The 17,550-nt window shown below is 58.2% G+C and carries 13 protein-coding genes; 8 read left to right on the top strand and 5 right to left on the bottom strand.

Annotated features, from left to right (window positions below):
- Positions 1 to 33: 33 nt before the first annotated feature.
- Together katG and ACO05M_RS07935 are read right to left on the bottom strand one after the other, a co-directional pair.
- A complete protein-coding gene (gene katG, locus ACO05M_RS07930; protein WP_421869897.1) occupies positions 34 to 2,244 on the bottom strand; it encodes a catalase/peroxidase HPI in 2,211 nt (736 codons plus the stop codon).
- An 85-nt stretch (positions 2,245 to 2,329) separates the two neighbouring features.
- A complete protein-coding gene (locus tag ACO05M_RS07935; RefSeq protein WP_421869900.1) occupies positions 2,330 to 3,250 on the bottom strand; it encodes a LysR substrate-binding domain-containing protein in 921 nt (306 codons plus the stop codon).
- Positions 3,251 to 3,411: 161 nt separating this feature from the next.
- On the opposite strand from ACO05M_RS07935, the gene ACO05M_RS07940 reads away from it, so the two are divergent.
- The 3 genes from ACO05M_RS07940 to tadA all read left to right on the top strand — a co-directional run bounded on the left by ACO05M_RS07940 (position 3,412) and on the right by tadA (position 5,969).
- Positions 3,412 to 4,785 carry a hypothetical protein gene (locus tag ACO05M_RS07940; RefSeq protein WP_421869903.1) on the top strand — a complete coding sequence of 458 codons (1,374 nt, stop codon included), beginning with the start codon at positions 3,412 to 3,414 and terminating at the stop codon, positions 4,783 to 4,785.
- A gap of 108 nt (positions 4,786 to 4,893) precedes the next feature.
- A complete protein-coding gene (locus tag ACO05M_RS07945) occupies positions 4,894 to 5,424 on the top strand; it encodes a hypothetical protein (protein ID WP_421869906.1) in 531 nt (176 codons plus the stop codon).
- Positions 5,424 to 5,969 carry a tRNA adenosine(34) deaminase TadA gene (gene tadA, locus ACO05M_RS07950; protein ID WP_421869908.1) on the top strand — a complete coding sequence of 182 codons (546 nt, stop codon included), beginning with the start codon at positions 5,424 to 5,426 and terminating at the stop codon, positions 5,967 to 5,969. The genes ACO05M_RS07945 and tadA overlap by 1 nt, the downstream gene beginning before the upstream one ends.
- A 113-nt stretch (positions 5,970 to 6,082) precedes the next feature.
- On the opposite strand, the gene mltF is transcribed toward tadA, so the two are convergent.
- On the bottom strand, positions 6,083 to 7,543 hold the full coding sequence (mltF, locus tag ACO05M_RS07955) for a membrane-bound lytic murein transglycosylase MltF (RefSeq protein ID WP_421869910.1): 1,461 nt from the start codon (positions 7,541 to 7,543) through the stop codon (positions 6,083 to 6,085).
- A gap of 141 nt (positions 7,544 to 7,684) precedes the next feature.
- Here mltF and purL point away from each other — a divergent pair, with 141 nt between their 5' ends.
- Genes purL through galU form a run of 4 tightly spaced genes read left to right on the top strand, consistent with a single transcriptional unit; the run spans position 7,685 to position 15,493 of the window.
- On the top strand, positions 7,685 to 11,590 hold the full coding sequence (purL, locus tag ACO05M_RS07960) for a phosphoribosylformylglycinamidine synthase (RefSeq protein ID WP_421869913.1): 3,906 nt from the start codon (positions 7,685 to 7,687) through the stop codon (positions 11,588 to 11,590).
- 39 nt (positions 11,591 to 11,629) lie between these two features.
- Positions 11,630 to 13,297, top strand: a complete 1,668-nt coding sequence (pgi, locus tag ACO05M_RS07965; protein ID WP_421869915.1) for a glucose-6-phosphate isomerase — start codon at positions 11,630 to 11,632, stop codon at positions 13,295 to 13,297.
- The gene (locus tag ACO05M_RS07970) at positions 13,297 to 14,625 is read left to right on the top strand and encodes a UDP-glucose dehydrogenase family protein (RefSeq protein ID WP_421869919.1); all 1,329 of its coding nucleotides are present in this window, start codon (positions 13,297 to 13,299) and stop codon (positions 14,623 to 14,625) included. The genes pgi and ACO05M_RS07970 overlap by 1 nt, the downstream gene beginning before the upstream one ends.
- Positions 14,626 to 14,656: 31 nt before the next feature.
- Complete coding sequence (gene galU, locus ACO05M_RS07975; protein ID WP_421869922.1) at positions 14,657 to 15,493, top strand: UTP--glucose-1-phosphate uridylyltransferase GalU; 837 nt, start codon at positions 14,657 to 14,659, stop codon at positions 15,491 to 15,493.
- A 76-nt stretch (positions 15,494 to 15,569) separates the two neighbouring features.
- Here galU and ACO05M_RS07980 read toward each other — a convergent pair whose 3' ends face one another.
- On the bottom strand, positions 15,570 to 15,869 hold the full coding sequence (locus tag ACO05M_RS07980; protein ID WP_421869925.1) for a YciI family protein: 300 nt from the start codon (positions 15,867 to 15,869) through the stop codon (positions 15,570 to 15,572).
- A 41-nt stretch (positions 15,870 to 15,910) separates the two neighbouring features.
- Positions 15,911 to 16,486 (bottom strand): septation protein A, encoded by a 576-nt coding sequence (locus tag ACO05M_RS07985; protein ID WP_421869928.1) that lies wholly within the window; start codon positions 16,484 to 16,486, stop codon positions 15,911 to 15,913.
- A gap of 199 nt (positions 16,487 to 16,685) precedes the next feature.
- Between ACO05M_RS07985 and ACO05M_RS07990 the strand changes: the two genes are divergently transcribed.
- Positions 16,686 to 17,537, top strand: a complete 852-nt coding sequence (locus ACO05M_RS07990) for a PHP domain-containing protein (RefSeq protein ID WP_421869932.1) — start codon at positions 16,686 to 16,688, stop codon at positions 17,535 to 17,537.
- The last annotated feature ends 13 nt before the right edge of the window (positions 17,538 to 17,550 follow it).

Consider the following 17,550-nt stretch of genomic DNA (forward strand, 5'->3'; position numbering starts at 1 on the left):
TCAGGACAAGACAGCTTCTCAGCAGTGGCCGTATCAGTTCAGATCGAATCGATCCGCCAGCATCACTTTGCTCCAGGCGGCGATGAAGTCCTCGACGAATTCATCCTGACCGTCGCTGGAGGCATAGGCTTCCGCCACCGCCCGCAGTTCGGTATTGGAGCCGAAGATCAGGTCCACCGAAGTGGCCGACCACTTCGGTTGATTGCTGGTCCGGTCAATACCTTGGTAAACACCGTCGCCTGCCTTTTGCCAGCGGGTCGACATGTCGAGCAGGTTGACGAAGAAGTCGTTGCTCAGGGTGCCGGGTTGATCCGTTAGAATGCCGTGCTCAGAGCCTTCACTATTGGCGCCCAGGGCCCGCATTCCGCCGATCAGCGCGGTCATCTCCGGAATCGACAGCCCCAGCAGATCGGCCTTCTCAATCAGCATCTCGGTCGGTGAGCCGTAGGCAGCAGGACTGTAGTAGTTACGGAATGCATCGGCGTTCGGTTCCAGTACCGCAAAAGATTCGACGTCGGTCATCGCCTGGCTGGCGTCGGTGCGACCCGGCTTGAACGGGACCTTGACGTCCATTCCTCCGCGCTTGGCGGCCTGTTCGATCGCAGTCGCACCGCCCAACACGATGGTGTCGGCCAGTGAAACCCGGGTACCCTCGGGCAGCGACTGGTTGAAGCGCTGTTGCAGATCGGTCAGTGTCTGCAGCATCCGCGCCAGTTCGTCGGGGCTGTTGGCCGGCCAGTCCTTCTGTGGCGCCAGCGCAATACGGGCACCGTTGGCACCGCCACGCATATCGGAGCTCCGGTAACTGGACGCTGAGGCCCAGGCGGTCCGTACTAGTTCCGCAACGCTGAGGCCGCTATCCAAAATCTGTTGCTTCAGTGTTGCGATCTGTTCGGCGTTAATCATTTCATGATCGCGTATGGGAACCGGGTCCTGCCAGACAAACTGCTGTTCTGGAATATCGCTACCCAGGTAGCGGGTACGTGGCCCCAGGTCACGGTGGGTCAGTTTGAACCAGGCTCGGGCGAAGGCCTGGTCAAAGGCTTTAGGGTTTTTCCAGAACCGCTCGGCGATGGCGCGAAAGCCCGGATCCTTCTTCAACGCCATGTCGGTGGTGAACATCACCGGTGCATGGCGTTTGCCGTCGATATGGGCGTCCGGGACCAGTTGCTGGGCCGCTTCATCGATGGGAGCCCACTGGGTGGCACCGGCCGGACTCTTGGTCTGTTGCCACTGAAACCGGAACAGGTTGTCGAGGTAGAGGATTGACCAGGCAGTGGGCGTCGAGGTCCAGGCGCCTTCCAGGCCGCTGGTCAGGGTGTCTTCGGCATTGCCTTTACCGCACTTGTTATGCCAGCCGAGGCCTTGGGCTTCGATCGGTGCAGCGCCCGGTTCCGGGCCGACGCAGTCACCCTTGTGGGCGCCGTGGGCCTTACCCAAAGTGTGACCACCGGCGACCAGGGCAACGATCTCTTCGTCGTTCATCGCCATTCGGCCGAAGGATTCGCGCATATTGGCGGCCGCCGCCAGCGGATCCTGATTACCGTTGGGACCTTCCGGATTCACATAGATCAGCCCCATCTGGACGGCGGCCAGCGGTTTCTCCAGCTTGCCGTCTCGGTAGCGTTTGTCGTTGCTGAGCATCCGGGTTTCAGCGCCCCAGTAAACTTCATCGGCCTCCCAATCATCGATCCGCCCGCCGGCAAAGCCGAGGGTTTCGAAACCCATCGATTCCAGCGCCACATTACCGGCCAGAATCATCAGATCGGCCCAGGAGATATTACGACCGTATTTCTGCTTCACCGGCCACAGCAGGCGCCGGGCCTTATCCAGGTTGGCGTTGTCGGGCCAGCTGTTGAGAGGGTTGAAACGCTGCTGGCCGCCGTCGGCACCGCCGCGACCGTCATGGATCCGATAGGTGCCGGCGCTGTGCCAGGCCATCCGGATCATCAGACCGCCGTAATGGCCCCAATCCGCCGGCCACCAGTCCTGTGAGGTGGTCAGGGTTGTTTCGATATCGGCCTTCAGCGCCTCCAGATCGACGCTGTTGAAAGCGGCAGCGTAGTCAAAGTCATCGTTGTAAGGGTTGGAGCGAGTGTTGTGGTTTCGCAGCGGATCGAGGTTCAGCTGTTTCGGCCACCAGAACTGGTTCGATGGGGTGCTATGTTCAGTCGCCGAGAGTTTCAGCGGGGTCAGCGTTGTCAGTACAGCCGCCGCCAACAAGGGGATTGTTATTCTTATCATCTGTCTGCCCTCCTAGGGATTGGGTTCTTGATCAGAATGAGCCAGTCCCGGCGGCAGGTACATTTGATAATTTGGAAGCTGATATTCAGTTTTTTCCCGGATTAGCGTCCTCGCTTTGAACCAGCGCCTCTCTGCCGAGTGAGATCAGTGCTTCGATACTCGGCATGCGGGTTGAGTTGGGGCGAAGGACAAAGGCGATTCGACGATGGGGGCCGGGTTCGTTGAGGTGCACGGCTGACAGGCCCCGGTGCCGGCCGATCAGTTGTTCCAGCGCCATCTGGGGCACCAGCGTTGTCCCCAGTTTGCCCAGCGCCATCTCGATCAGGGTGTTGAGGCTGGTGGCGCCGACGCCCTGATTGGCGATCTGCTGCGGCAGACGACAAACTTCCAGCGCGTGCTCTTTGAGGCAGTGCCCCTCTTTGAGCAACATCAGGTTGCAGTGATTCAGCTCGCCGCTGGTGATCTCTTTTCGATGGGCGAGCCGCTGCTCCTTCAAGGTGACCCAGTAGAAATCCTCCTGCCAAAATTCCATCGTCAGCAGGCCGTCACAGGGATAGGGGAGGGCCAAAATGGCGGTATCGATTTCACCGCTGCGTACCTGATCCAGCAGGACCTGCGATTGCTCCTCGACAATGTTGAGCTGGGCATTCGGGTAACGCTGATTCAACAGCGGTAAGATTCTCGGAAGCAGATAGGGGCAGATGGTGGGAATAATGCCGACGCTGATGGGAAAGCTGAGCGGGCATCGTTGACTGTCGGCCAGCTGTTCGAGGTTATTGACCTGCTCCAGGATCGAGTGGGCATGCGTCAGGACCTGGCGGCCAAGCGGGGTGATCAGCACCTTCTTGTTGTCACGCTCAAAAATCTGCAACCCCAGTTGTTTTTCCAATTCATTCAGTGCCGTGCTCAGGGCCGATTGACTGATATGGCTGAGTTCGGCTGCGTGCTTGAAGTGAAGGGTTTTTTCAACCGCGACGGCGTAAGAGAGTTGTTTGATTGAGATCATAGGGGGGTATCATTGCCGTTTTATTATTAACATCAGCTATCTATCGTCTATAGGATTCGGAGTCGCTGGCGGCGGGATCGTTACTACAAGGTCTGAATTGCCATCGGCAGCCGCTAAATTGTAGGCTTTAATCAGTTAAGAAATGCTTAAGGTGATGGATTTTGAATCCGCTTCTGCGTCGTAAAATTCTTCGTACCACGTTGGCCGTGATCCTGTTGCCGCTGTTGGTTGCCGGTGGCGCTTACGGCTATTACTGGTACCAGATTCGCTCGGTGGTGGAGGACTTTGCCCGTCAACTGTCCCCCTTTGCGACCCTCAGCTACGGCAAGATTGAGGCTGGGCTGGATGGTGTGGCCGGTGTTAGCGGCTTGCAGTTGATTCCAGAGGGGCAGAAAGAGGGGGTGTCGGTCGACCGGGTTCTGTTCCGTGCCTCGGATCCACTCGAGTTGATGCAGCTGCGCTGGGGAGTCGATAAGGGACAGTTGCCGCAGCGTTTGGGTGTGGAGGTTCAGGGCGTCCGCTTGGCCGCAGACTCGCCGCTGCTGCTGCAATACCAAGAGATGTTGCCGCAGCAACAGCAGAGCGATTGGATGCTGGGTTGTAAGCAGGCGATGGCTTCCCTGACCCCGACGCAATTGATGCAACGTTTGGGGTATCAAGAGCTGGTGCTGGATCTGTCGATCAGCTACTGGTTCGACAACAACGATAAGCAGCTGCAGGTGGACCTTCACACCGGGATGGCCGATGGCTATGAAATGGATCTGGGAATCGTGCTGGATTTAAAGATCAATCAGTTTGATCAGCACAACCTGCAGTTCGCCCAGCCCTGGATCAGTGATATTCAGGTTGATTATCAAGACCTGTCCCTCAATGCCCGCCAGAATCGTTTCTGTGCTGAAGGGCTGGGTGTCGAAGTCGAAGCCTATGTTGATACCCACATTGAGCTGTTGCTGGAGCGCTATCGACAGTTCGGGCTCGAGCCGGGGCCCGCGCTGGTGGCCGGTTATCGTCAGTTTTTGCTCGGGAAGGGGCAATTCCAGTTGGAGCTGTTGAGCGGAAAGCAGCTGGGTGGGCCAAGCCTGTTGGGGGTGACGCCGGAGCTGCTACTGGAACAGCTGGCGCCGAAACTATGGATCGATGGCCAGCCGATAAAACCGTTGCAGGTTAGCTGGGTGCCGCCGGAGCAGGGCGAAGCCTCCATCGAGGAGGAGGTTCGGACCCGGGTTGAGGCGTTGAACGAACTGCTGCAAAGCCCTTTTGTTGAAGAGCCCGAAGAGCCAGAGCCGGCCGTCGAAGTTGAGCAGTTCAGTAGCTATACACCACCAAGTGGCGGTTATCAGGTCGTCGCGTTGGAGCGGTTGCCTGGCTTTATCGGTACTCAGATCCGGATTCGTACTCAGAACGGTTTCCTGTTGCAGGGACGTTTGCTGTCGGTGGGAGAGGAGGAGTTGCGGATCTATCGAGAAGTCGGAACCGGCGATGCCACCCTGCCGATCGCGTTTCGGCATATCGAACAGGTGCAGGTTTACCGATGACAGGCGTCGGTAAACGGCCGGAATCTTTGTCGAAAAATCCATTAAATAGCCAGTGGGTGTGTTTCCTCCCTGCGGCATTTTTATTCGCTAACTTTAAGGATGCGTGAGATGTTCAGATTCATAAGTCTGGCTATCGGGTTGCTGCTTACGCCGGTGGTATCGGCGACTGAAGTCGCCAGCCTGACCGCCTGCAAAGCCGAAGCCGAGGCCTGGATCTGTGCCAGCTGGAAAGACAACCGGATGACGGTGTTTCGCAGCGAGCATTATATCAGTGCGCTGGAGCTCAGTGGTCAAACCGAATCCGACTCAACGCTCAAGTCACCGGCGACCAATGCCGCTTCCGGTATTCGACCGCTGGCGGAACCGCCGGCACTGGCTGAGGGGAGCTACACACTTCAGCTACTGGCCTGTAATGCCGAACCCTGTCGACTGCGGATGAGCAAATTACAGCAGATCCCGGATAGCCGGGTGGTGGAGATACGCAATGACGATCAGCTCTGGCAGGTGCTGCTGGTAGGGCAGTTCGAGACCATTAAAGCCGCCCAGCGGCAGGGCGGCGAGCTAATCACCCGCTATGGCCTGCGGGATAAACCCTGGGTACGCTCGCTGGAGTCGATCAGGCGGCGGCAGGTTCGTTGATGACCGAGGGTAGCAAGAGCGGTTCGGCGGCTGTCACCGAACAGCTAGCCGAAGATCAGCGATGGATGGAGCGAGCCATGCAATTGGCCCAGCATGGGACCGAGCAGGGGGAGGTGCCGGTCGGCGCCGTGGTGGTGCTCGATGGAGAAGTGATCGGTGAAGGCTGGAATCAGCCGATTAGCAGCCAGGATCCCAGCGCCCACGCAGAAGTGGTGGCGATTCGTCAGGCGGCGAAACAGCTTCAGAATTACCGACTCCCGGGCGCCACGCTCTATGTCACCTTGGAACCCTGCACCATGTGCACAGGCGCCCTGATCCATTCCCGTATCAGTCGCTTAGTCTATGGCACCACCGAGCCGAAAGCGGGTGTGGTTACCAGCCAGGCGCAGTTGCTCGAAAGCTCGTGGCTTAACTGGCGTGTTGAAGTAACCGGCGGGGTGCTGGCCGAGCGCTGCAGCATCCAGCTCAGTGATTTCTTTGCCCATCGACGAGCCCTGAAAAAACAGCAAAAGCAGCAACAGCAAAGTTTTTCGGACGACAGTTAAGCCGGCGGGTTATCGATTGATGCAGGGGTGTCTCCATGTTGATCGAGGGTTTCGGCGAGCCGCTAAACGCTGTCGGTATTGCAAAATGGTGCCGGGTTGATATCGGCTGCCGATCAAAGGGTTTGCGGGGCGTGGTCCAGGTCGGTGCCGGCCGATGGGGCCGGCGGTCCCATGATTTCGGGTTCGGCCATCATCTCTTGAATCGCATCATGGCGACTCTCAAGCTTCAGCATCGTCTGATAGCGTTGAATGTTCTGCACATACTGGACCGGCTCATAACCTCGGGCAAAGCCATGCTTGACCGTTTTATACCAGCGCGGTTGAGTCAGCTTCGGCAAGTGCTTGGCCACGTCCTCCCAGCGGTCCGGGTTATCGCCGGCCCGCTGGGTTAAGATCCGGGCATCTTCCAAATGGCCACGGCCGACATTGTAGGATGCTAGTGCAAACCAGAGCCGATCCTGCCCCTGAATACGCTCGGGAATCCGTTCAAATTGCTCGGTGAAGTAGCGGGCGCCACCGAAAATCGATTGCTTCGGGTCGGTGCGCTTGGTGACGCCCATGGCGCGGGCGGTATTCTGGGTCAGCATCATCACACCCCGCACCCCGGTCGGTGAAACCGCTTTGGGGTTCCAGTGGGACTCCTGATAGGCGATGGCGGCCAGTAGCTCCCATTCGATTCCCTGTTGTTGGGCCGCTTCGATCAGCCAGGCTTTCAGTTTGGGCAGACGACTCTTCAGGTGTTGGCGGAAGGTCAGGTTGTCAACCACGCCGAGGCGGTGGTCGGTCTCGAAGTAGCGCTCTTTGAGGTCCTGGATCAGGTCCTGGGTGGCGGACTGCTCAAAGAAATCGACCAGACTCCGCTGCAGACTGGAATCCGCGCTGCGTTTTAGCCACCAAACCGACACTTGCGGATGCTCGAGTGAAAAGGCGGCCTTAAGCCTGGGAAACAGCGGTTGGCTGACTTCGAACGCCTCGGCATCAATCAGGGCGTAGGGGATTTCACCAAGATCGATCTGCTGAATCAGATCAAGCAGCTCGATACCGGGTTCGGCTTCGATCCAGGGGGGCGCCGGATCGAGTGTGGCGAGATATTCGGCATGGCTGCTGTCGGCGATTACATGGATCGGCTCGGTGACTTCATCCAAGCCCATGGGGGGCTTGCGGCCGTCGCCGGAACGGTAGATCAGCAATACCTCGCTGCTCAGGTAGGTGGGACCGTAATCAAACCGCGAGGCGCGCTCGTCGGTCAGCGCCAGGCCGGCAGCAGCCAGGTGCGCGTTATTGAGTCGAAGGGTTTCCCAGATATCCTGGATCGAGGTTGAGGGGAGCAGCTCCAGCTCGACCCCTAGATAATCCGCATAGGCTTGGCTGAGTTCAAATTCGAACCCCCCGGGGCGGCCGTCTTCGAGGAAATAGGTGGTCGGGCTCAGTCGGCTGACTACCCGCAGCTGCTGGCGTTCTAAAATGCTGTCCAGCTGTGACTGCGGGTTGTACGCAGAGATCACCGGTACCAACGAAAGGACTATCCCGGCACCGACCAGCAGCGGTAATTTTCGTAATAGCGCTTTTTTCATCGAGCCTGTCGGACTCCTAAAAATCCTTGGGGATACATGGCAACAGCAGGGTGATTCCAGTATTATTTGGCCTCAATTTCCGCGTCGGACAATGGCCGGCGTATCGATTCCAAAACTGCTCTCCAGAGGCTTGTAAACGACATGCTAAAACTGCGTGGCGCTCCCGCTCTTTCCTCCTTTCGTCGTGAAAAACTTCTCGCTTGTCTGCAGGCGGAGGTTCCGGTAGTCAGCGCAGTATATGCTGAATACGTTCACTTTGCCGAACTGGCCGAGCCGCTGTCCGATGCGGACCTGCAGAAGCTGCAGACCATTCTGCACTATGGTCCCAAGGTAGCGGTCGAAGAGCCTCAGGGTGATGCCCTGTTGGTGGTACCGCGTATCGGTACTATCTCGCCCTGGTCGAGCAAGGCCACCGATATCGCCCATAACTGCGGCCTAGAGCAGGTTGTCCGTCTCGAGCGTGGCCTGGCCTATTATGTCACCGCATCGGCTGAGCTGAGTGCCGACCAGCGCCAAGCAGTGATCGACCAGTTGCACGATCGGATGGTGGAGCAGGTACTCGAAAGCGTTGATCAGGCCGAGTCGCTGTTCAGCCATGCCCAACCCAAGCCGATGTCGCAGGTTGATGTGCTCGGCGGCGGTCGCGATGCGTTGGTTCGTGCCAACGTTGAGCTGGGTCTGGCGCTGGCCGAAGATGAGATTGATTATCTGGTCGAGAGCTTTACCGAACTGGGTCGCAATCCCAACGATGTCGAACTGATGATGTTCGCCCAGGCCAACTCCGAGCATTGCCGCCACAAGATCTTCAACGCCAGCTGGGATATCGACGGCGAGGCGCAGGAGAAGTCGCTGTTTGCGATGATCCGCAACACTTACCAGGTTTCCGGTGACAATGTGCTGTCGGCCTATGCCGATAACGCCGCGGTGCTGAAAGGCTCCCGTGCCGGTCGCTTCTTCCCCGATCCGGAATCCAAGAGTTACGGCTACAACGACGAAGATATTCAGATCCTGATTAAGGTCGAAACCCACAACCACCCAACCGCGATCGCGCCCCACTCCGGTGCGGCGACCGGCTCCGGCGGTGAGATTCGTGACGAAGGCGCGACCGGTAAAGGTGGCAAGCCCAAAGCGGGCCTGACCGGCTTTACCGTTTCCGACCTGAAAATTCCCGGTTTCGTTCAGCCTTGGGAATCCGACTACGGCAAGCCGGAACGGATCGTGTCGGCATTGGACATCATGATCGAAGGCCCGATCGGCGGCGCGGCGTTCAACAACGAATTCGGCCGTCCGGCCCTGACTGGTTATTTCCGCACCTTCGAGCAGTCGGTCAACGGCGCCAACGGTGAAGAGGTTCGTGGCTACCACAAGCCGATCATGATCGCCGGCGGCATGGGTAACATCCGCGACTCCCATGTGGACAAGGGTGAAATTGAAGTCGGTGCCAAGCTGATCTGCCTGGGTGGTCCTGCGATGCTGATCGGTCTGGGCGGTGGTGCTGCCTCATCGATGTCGTCCGGCTCCAGCTCGGCCGATCTCGACTTTGCCTCGGTACAGCGGGACAACCCCGAACTGGAGCGTCGCTGTCAGGAGGTGATCGACAGCTGCTGGCAGCGTGGCGATGCCAATCCGATTGCGTTTATCCACGATGTGGGCGCCGGCGGTCTGTCCAACGCCTTCCCGGAACTGGTCAAAGACGGCGGCCGCGGTGGTGATTTTGAGCTGCGTAACGTCAACAACGATGAGCCGGGTATGTCGCCGCTGGAGATCTGGTGTAACGAAGCCCAGGAGCGCTACGTGCTGGCGGTTCAGCCGGAAGATATGCCGCTGTTCGAAGCGATCTGTGAGCGTGAACGCTGCCCCTACGCGGTAGTCGGTACCGCCACCGAAGAGCACCACCTGACCCTGGGCGATACCCATTTTGACAACAAGCCGGTCGACCTGCCGATGAGCGTGCTGTTCGGCAAGCCGCCGAAGATGCACCGTTCAGTCGAGCGGATCAGCTACAAGGTGGCCGAGTTCGACAGCACCTCGATCGATCTGGCCGAGGCGGCCGAGCGGGTGCTGAAACTGCCGGCGGTCGCGAGCAAGAGCTTCCTGATCACCATCGGTGACCGGACCATTACCGGTCAGGTGGCCCGCGATCAGATGGTGGGTCCCTGGCAGGTACCGGTGGCCGACTGCGCCGTGACCACCGCCGCCTATGATACCTATGCCGGTGAAGCGATGGCGATGGGTGAGCGCACCCCGCTGGCGCTGGTGGACGGCCCGGCTTCCGGTCGGATGGCGATCGGCGAGACCATCACCAACATGGCCGGTGCCCGTATCGGTCAGCTCAGCGATATCAAACTGTCGGCCAACTGGATGTGTGCCGCCGGTCACCCGGGTGAAGACGAGAAACTGTACGATACCGTCAAGGCGGTGGGCATGGAGCTGTGCCCGCAGCTGGGCATCACCATACCGGTGGGCAAAGACTCGATGTCGATGCGGACGGTCTGGAGCGGCGATAACGACGAGCAGAAGAGCGTGACGGCGCCGCTGTCGCTGATTATCTCCGGCTTTGCACCGGTACTGGATGCCCGCAAGAGTCTGACTCCGCAACTGCGTACCGATCTGGGTGAGACCGATCTGCTGTTGCTGGACCTGGGTAACGGCCACAACCGTCTGGGTCTGTCGGCCCTGGCGCAGGTTTACAATCAGGTTGGCCAGGACGTGCCCGATGTGGTGGACGCCGATCAGCTGAAAACCTTCTTCGCCGCGATCCAGGAACTGAACGAGCAGGGTCTGCTGTTGGCCTACCATGACCGTGCCGATGGTGGTCTGTTTACCACCCTGGTTGAGATGGCGTTTGCCGGGCGTACCGGTCTCGATATCGATCTGGACCTGCTGGCGACCGAATCCTCTGAGCTGGCCGCAGCGCTGTTCAGTGAAGAGCTTGGTGCGGTGGTACAGATCAAGCGCGAGCATACCGAACAGGTGCTGACCGAGTTGAATGCCGCCGGTCTGGGCGACATTGCGATGGTGATCGGTTCGTTGAACGATGATGATCAGATCAACATCGGTTTCGACGACGAAGAGATCTACACCCAATCCCGCGAACAACTGCAGCGTTGGTGGGCACAGACCAGCTACGAAATCCAGGCACTGCGTGATAACGCCGACTGTGCCAAGCAGGAGTTCGATGGCCTATTGGAGAAGAACAACCCGGGGCTGCACGCCGAACTCAGCTTCGATATCAACGAAGACGTGGCGGCGCCGATGATCGCTACTGGTGTCAAGCCGCAGATCGCCGTGCTGCGGGAACAGGGCGTCAATGGCCAGATCGAGATGGCAGCGGCCTTTGACCGAGCCGGCTTCGACGCGGTCGACGTGCATATGAGCGACATTCTATCCGGTCGTCGCAACCTGGAGCAGTTCAAAGGGCTGGTTGCCTGTGGCGGTTTCTCCTACGGCGACGTGCTGGGTGCCGGTGAGGGCTGGGCTAAGTCGATCCTGTTCAACTCGCGGGCACGGGATCAGTTTGAGGCCTTCTTCAAGCGTGATGACAGCTTCGCGCTGGGGGTCTGTAACGGTTGCCAGATGCTCTCCAACCTCCATGCGCTGATCCCTGGCGCCGAGCTGTGGCCGCACTTTGTTCGCAACCTGTCGGAGCAGTTCGAAGCCCGGGTGGCGATGGTCGAGGTGCAGGACAGCCCGTCAATCCTGCTGTCAGGGATGGCCGGCTCCAAAATGCCGATCGCGGTTGCCCATGGAGAAGGGCAGGCCGAGTTCAAGGACGCCGACCATCTGGCGGCACTGCAGAACAGTCACAATGTGGCGCTACGCTACGTTGATAACGCAGGTCAGGTGACCGAAACCTATCCGGCTAACCCGAACGGTTCACCGGCGGGTATTACTGGTGTCACCACCCCGGATGGCCGGGTGACCATCATGATGCCGCATCCGGAGCGTGTCTTCCGGGCGGTGCAGAACTCCTGGGCGCCGGATGCCTGGAGCGAAGATGGTGCCTGGATGCGGATGTTCCGTAACGCGCGGGTTTGGGTCGATTGATCGATCCGTTCAGCAACCAAACCGGCTACAAGGAATGCTATGACGGTTAAACAGAGTCCCGCCTGGCAGGCGTTGGAACAGCACTACAAGGCGCAGATCGAGACTCGGGATCTGCGTCAGCTGTTCGAACAGCAGGTGGATCGTTTTTCCACTATGTCGATGCAACAGCCTGGCCTGTTGCTGGATCTTTCCAAGCAGCGATTAGATCAACAGACGCTGAAATTGTTGATCAGCCTAGCTGAACAGCAGGATCTGGCTGCTTGGATCAAGCAGCTCTTTGCTGGCGAAGCAGTCAACAGCTCGGAAGGGCGGGCGGCACTGCATACCGCGTTGCGGGCGCCGCGAGATCTCGACTCTCAGGCCGAGGGGGTGTCTGTCACGGCGGATGTTCATGCCAATCTGGATAAGATGGCTGGACTGGTGGAAAAGATCCACAATCACCAATGGCGGGGGTTCAGCGGCAAGCCAATCACCGATGTGGTTAACCTGGGCGTCGGGGGCTCTGACCTGGGGCCCCAGATGGTCTGCCATGCGCTGGAAGAGTTTCGGGTTGATGCGGCAGCGGATTTGCGAATCCACTTTGTGTCTTCGATCGACGGCTCCCAGTTGGCCGAATTGCTCAAGCACCTGAATCAGGAAACCACGCTGTTCATCCTGTCGTCGAAATCCTTTACCACCATCGACACTTTGGCCAATGCCGATACTGCACGGGGTTGGCTGGAAGAGAAGATCGACAACCCGGCGATTCTACGGCGTCAACACTTTATCGGCAGTTCCGCCAATCCGCAGAAGATGACCGAGTGGGGAATCGATGAGGCGAATCAGCTGCAGTTCTGGGACTGGGTTGGCGGTCGTTATTCACTCTGGTCGGTGATCGGTTTGCCGATCGCCCTGTTGATCGGTATGCAGGGATTCCGTCAGCTGTTGGCCGGTGCGCACCAGATGGATCAGCACTTTCAGACCAGTCCTGCGGAAACGAACCTGCCGGTGCTACTGGCCCTGGTGGGGATTTGGAATCACAACTTTCTCGGTAGTCGCGGCCACGCGGTGCTGCCCTACGATGGTCGGCTCAAGTATTTTCCTCATTATCTGACCCAGCTGGAGATGGAGAGCAACGGCAAGTCGGTCAACCGCGATGGCGAGCGGGTCGATTACGACACCTGCCCGATTATCTGGGGAGAGGTGGGACCCAATGCCCAGCATGCGTTCTACCAACTGTTGCACCAGGGAACTCAACCGGTCAGTTGTGACTTTATCGCGCCGGTTGTGCGCTATCAGCAAAACACAGCCGAAGGAACCGCGGATACCTTGCGTCAGCAGCAGAGTTTGACGTTGGCCAACTGCTTGGCCCAGTCTCGGGTGCTGATGCTGGGAGATCATGCCCTCAGTCACGATGAGCGTCGTAAGCTGACTCGCAATGATCAGCGCTATCCCGGCAATCAGCCATCCAGCACTCTGCTGTTGCAGGAGCTGACCCCATTCAGTTTGGGGCAGCTGCTGGCGCTTTACGAGCACAAGGTCTTCGTTCAGTCGGTGATCTGGGAGATCAACCCGTTCGATCAATGGGGGGTTGAGTTGGGTAAGCAGATTGCCAACAAGACCCGTTGTGCAATCGATCAGCCCGATTATCGATTCGGCGAAAGCTCCACCGACGGGCTGCTGGATTATATCAGTCAGATTCAATCCGACACGCAGGGGACTAGCTGATGCGGGTATCGGTTTACGGTAGTGGCCTCACGGCGCTGGTGACAGCCTGGGCGTTGGCCGACGTGGGTAACGAAGTACTGCTTTGGCCCGGTCGGCAGGAAACCTTGCGCAAATTGCGTCAGCTGGTTTTGGGTTTCGATGAACCGGGTCTTAAGGATCGCCTTAAAGAACAGCTGATCACCGGGCGTCTACTGGCAGCAGAAACGGAAAAACACGCCTTTCATCATGGCCAAGTACACTGCCTGGCCTACGAGTCCAATGATCAGCATCGGGCTGAAACCCTATGCGAACGTTTGGCAAGGCAAGCCGAAACACCGATCGTTTTGCTGAATCAGAGTACTTTCCCGGTCGGTACCACGGAGCGCTTGCAGCATATGATGCAACAACAGCGCTCCGGTGAAAGCGGCTCCGTGACTTGCCTGGCGCTGCCTAGCTTTCTGCAGGAAGGGGCGGCGATCCAGGGCTTCACCCGACCGCAGCGGATTCTACTGGGGAGCGACAGCTGCGGTACCGGCGCCGACGAGGTCGGCTTGAAGCGGGTTCAGGAGCTATTGCGACCGTTCAACCGCAATCACGAGCGCTGGCTGCGGATGTCGACCCGTGAGGCCGAGTTCACCAAGTATGCGATCAACGGGATGCTGGCCACCAAGCTTAGCTTTATGAACGAAATGGCCAACCTGGCCGATCAGCTCCAGGTCGATATCGAGCAGGTTCGAAAAGGGGTTGGCTCCGACCCCCGAATCGGTTCCGATTACATCTACCCGGGGTGTGGTTTCGGGGGCTTGAGCTTCTCCGACGATGTAATGCGCCTGGCCGAAGCGGTCGAGGAACGTGTCGAAGATTCCTATCTGCTCAGTACCGTGCTGCAGACCAACCAACAGCAGAAAGAGGTGCTGTTCCGCAAGCTCTGGCAGTTGTGGCAGGCCGATATGCAGGGTAAGACCGTGGCCCTTTGGGGCGCATCGTTTAAGCCGGGTACCGACCGAATCGACAATGCCCCCAGCCTGACCTTGATGCAGGCGCTCTGGGCGCAGGGAGTGCGGGTGCGGCTGTACGATCCCAAGGCAATGTCCAACGTGGCCGCCTGGGCGGGAGAGCGTGATGATTTGGATTGCTGCGATGGGCTTTACCAAGCGTTGGAAGGTGCTGACGCACTGCTGATCGTGACCGAATGGAAAGAGTTCTGGAGCCCTGATTTTGAACGGATGGCGCAACTGATGCCCAGCCGTTTGATTCTGGACGGACGCAATATCTATGACCCGGGCTATCTGCAAGCCCAAGGGTTCCGTTATATCGGTATCGGCCGTTCTAACGGTGTCGAGATTTGATCATTGATTTACAACCTGATGCGGGGAAGTTATGACTGATACGGTTCGCTGCTGTGTTTTTCCGGTAGCTGGATTGGGAACACGTTTTCTTCCGGCCACCAAGGCGGTTCCGAAAGAGATGCTGCCGGTGGTGGATAAGCCGTTGATTCAATACGGCGTGGAAGAGGCAGCCGCTGCAGGGCTAACCCAGATCTGCTTTGTTAATGGGCGGCACAAGCAGGCGATCGAGAACCACTTCGACCGCAACGTGGAGCTGGAGCAGCAGATTGCCGGCAGCGGCAAAGAGGTGCTGCTCGAGGGCGTTAATGGGTTGATGGAGCAGTGCCGCATCAGCTCGATCCGACAGCTCCAGGCCAAGGGGCTGGGGCATGCGATTGGTTGCGCCGAACCAGCGGTGGGTAACGAGCCCTTTGCGGTTATCCTACCCGATGACCTGTGCGTTAATCCCGAGGGTGACGGCGTGCTGGCCCAGATGGTCGAGCTTTACAAGCGCTACCAGTGCTCGATCGTAGCGATCGAAGAAGTGCCGATGGATCAGGTCAACAAGTACGGCGTGATCGCCGGGACCGAAGAAGCGGAAGGTATCTACCGGATCGAAGCGATGGTGGAGAAGCCGCCGGTGGATCAGGCTCCCAGCAACCTGGCGATTATTGGCCGTTATCTGCTGACCCCGGATATCTTCGAGCTGATTCGTCAGACTCCGCCAGGCAAAGGGGGAGAGATTCAGATCACCGATGCGTTGATGAAGCAGGCAGAGCAGGGCCGGGTGATCGGTTATAAGTTCAAAGGCCTGCGGTTCGACTGTGGTAGCGTACCGGGATACGTCAAGGCAACCAACTACTGCTTTGAGAACCTCTATAAAGGCTGATTGGCTGAAGTTGGGCAGTAATCTGGCGACAAAAAAACGGGGCTCTAGGCCCCGTTTTTTTTATTTGGATTGTTGGTTACGGAAGCACTTTTTTGTAGGGCTTAACCACAACCTTGGCGTAGACACCGGCGGCTATATAGGGATCGGCATCGGCCCATTGTTGAGCGGCTTCCAGTGAGTCAAACTCGGCGATCACCAGTGAACCGCTAAAACCTGCCGGGCCCGGGTCTTCGCTATCGATAGCAGGATGTGGGCCGGCCACCAGCAGGCGGCCTTCGTCATTGAGCTGCTGCAGCCGGGCCAGGTGATCCGGGCGGGCGGCCAGGCGCTTCTCCAGCGAGTTTTCAACATCTTCACTGATAATGGCGTAATACATGGAGGAATCCTTAAGTTCGGGATTGTTATTGTTGATGACGATTACTTGTCTTGCTCGACAGGTTCGGAACCACCGTTCTCTTCGGTTTTTTCCGGAATGTGTTTACTCAGATAGATGCCCTGCAGGACGATGAATACCAGCGTTAACCCCAGCATGCCGAACAGCTTGAAGTTGACCCAGGTCTCTTCGCTCATGGTGTAGGCAACGAACAGGTTTAGGGCACCCATCACTACGAAAAAGATCACCCAGGCCAGGTTCAGCCGTAGCCAGATCTGCTTGGGCAGTTCGACCGCGCTTTCCATCATCCGCTGAACCAGGGGTTTGGCACCGATAAACTGGCTGCCGAGGAAGGCAACAGCGAACAACCAGTTGACCACGGTCGGCTTCCACTGGATAAAGGTCTTGTCTTTCAGCAACACGGTGGCGCCACCCATCACCACGACCAGTCCCAAAGTGACGAGCTGCATCTTCTCGACCTTGTGGGTTTTGATCCAGGTGTAGAGCATCTGCAGCAGCGTGGCTGGTATCAATACCGCGGTCGCGATAATGATGTCGCCGGTGTATTTGTAGACGCCGAAAAAGATGGCGATCGGCAGGAAATCAAACAACAGCTTCATGGATAGAGGTTCCGCTAGTGAATCTGGGTCAACGCCAAGATCGGGCTTGCCGCTAACAGAATATAGACCGTCCGACAGTATAAAGAGTTCAGCATCGGTCGACTATCGGGCAGGCTCCCTATCAAGGGGAAAAACCAGTATGCTGGCGGTACTGGCACACAGAACGCCGGTCTTTTCCTATCCCTCCAGTGGTACTCAAATGTGGTTTCCGATCGATCTTCATTGCCATAGCACTGCGTCTGACGGCGGGCATTCGCCTTCGGAGCTGGTTCAACTGGCGCACCAAAACGGCCTGAAGTATCTGGCACTGACGGATCACGACACCTGCGCTGGGCTGGATGAGGCCCGGCAGGCGGCGGCCGAGCAGGGCATTGAGCTGATCAACGGCATCGAACTCTCCTCAATCTGGGCCAATTGCGGTATTCATGTGGTGGGGTTGGGGATGGACCCGGATCATCCGTCGATGCAGCAGGCTCAGGCGCAACAGAAGCAGGCTCGGATTAAGCGCTCGGAGCAGATCGACCAAGCGCTTCAGCAGCGGGGTATGACCGGAGTATTGGAGCGAGCTCGACAATTCGGCGCTTCCGATGCACTGGGACGGCCACATTTCGCTCAGGCGATGGTTCAACTGGGCTATGTCGACACCGAGGTGGAGGCGTTTAACCGTTATCTGGGCTCAGGCAAGGTGGGGGATATCCGCTGCCATTGGCCCTCACTGGCCACGGTGATCGGTTGGATCAAAGAATCCGGCGGTGTCGCCGTGCTCGCTCACCCGCTCAAATACGATCTGAACTGGCGTCGACTGCGCTTGATGTTGAACGATTTTGTCGCGGCTGGCGGTGGCGCGATCGAGGTTAGTTACGGCGGCGAGAACCCTCACCGGATAATCGATCTGGTGCGTATCGCCCGTGAACACGGTTTAAAGATGTCGGTCGGCAGCGATTTCCATCGCAGCGAGTTTCACTGGAGCCAGCTGGGTAAGTACCCTCCGATCAAAGGAGACTTTGATCCGGTCTGGCAAGAATGGGGAATCGAGCTGGAGGCCGGTTAAGGCCTCCGTTCAT

It is taken from the genome of Motiliproteus sp. (genome assembly GCF_965230735.1).
GTDB lineage: Bacteria > Pseudomonadota > Gammaproteobacteria > Pseudomonadales > Balneatricaceae > Motiliproteus.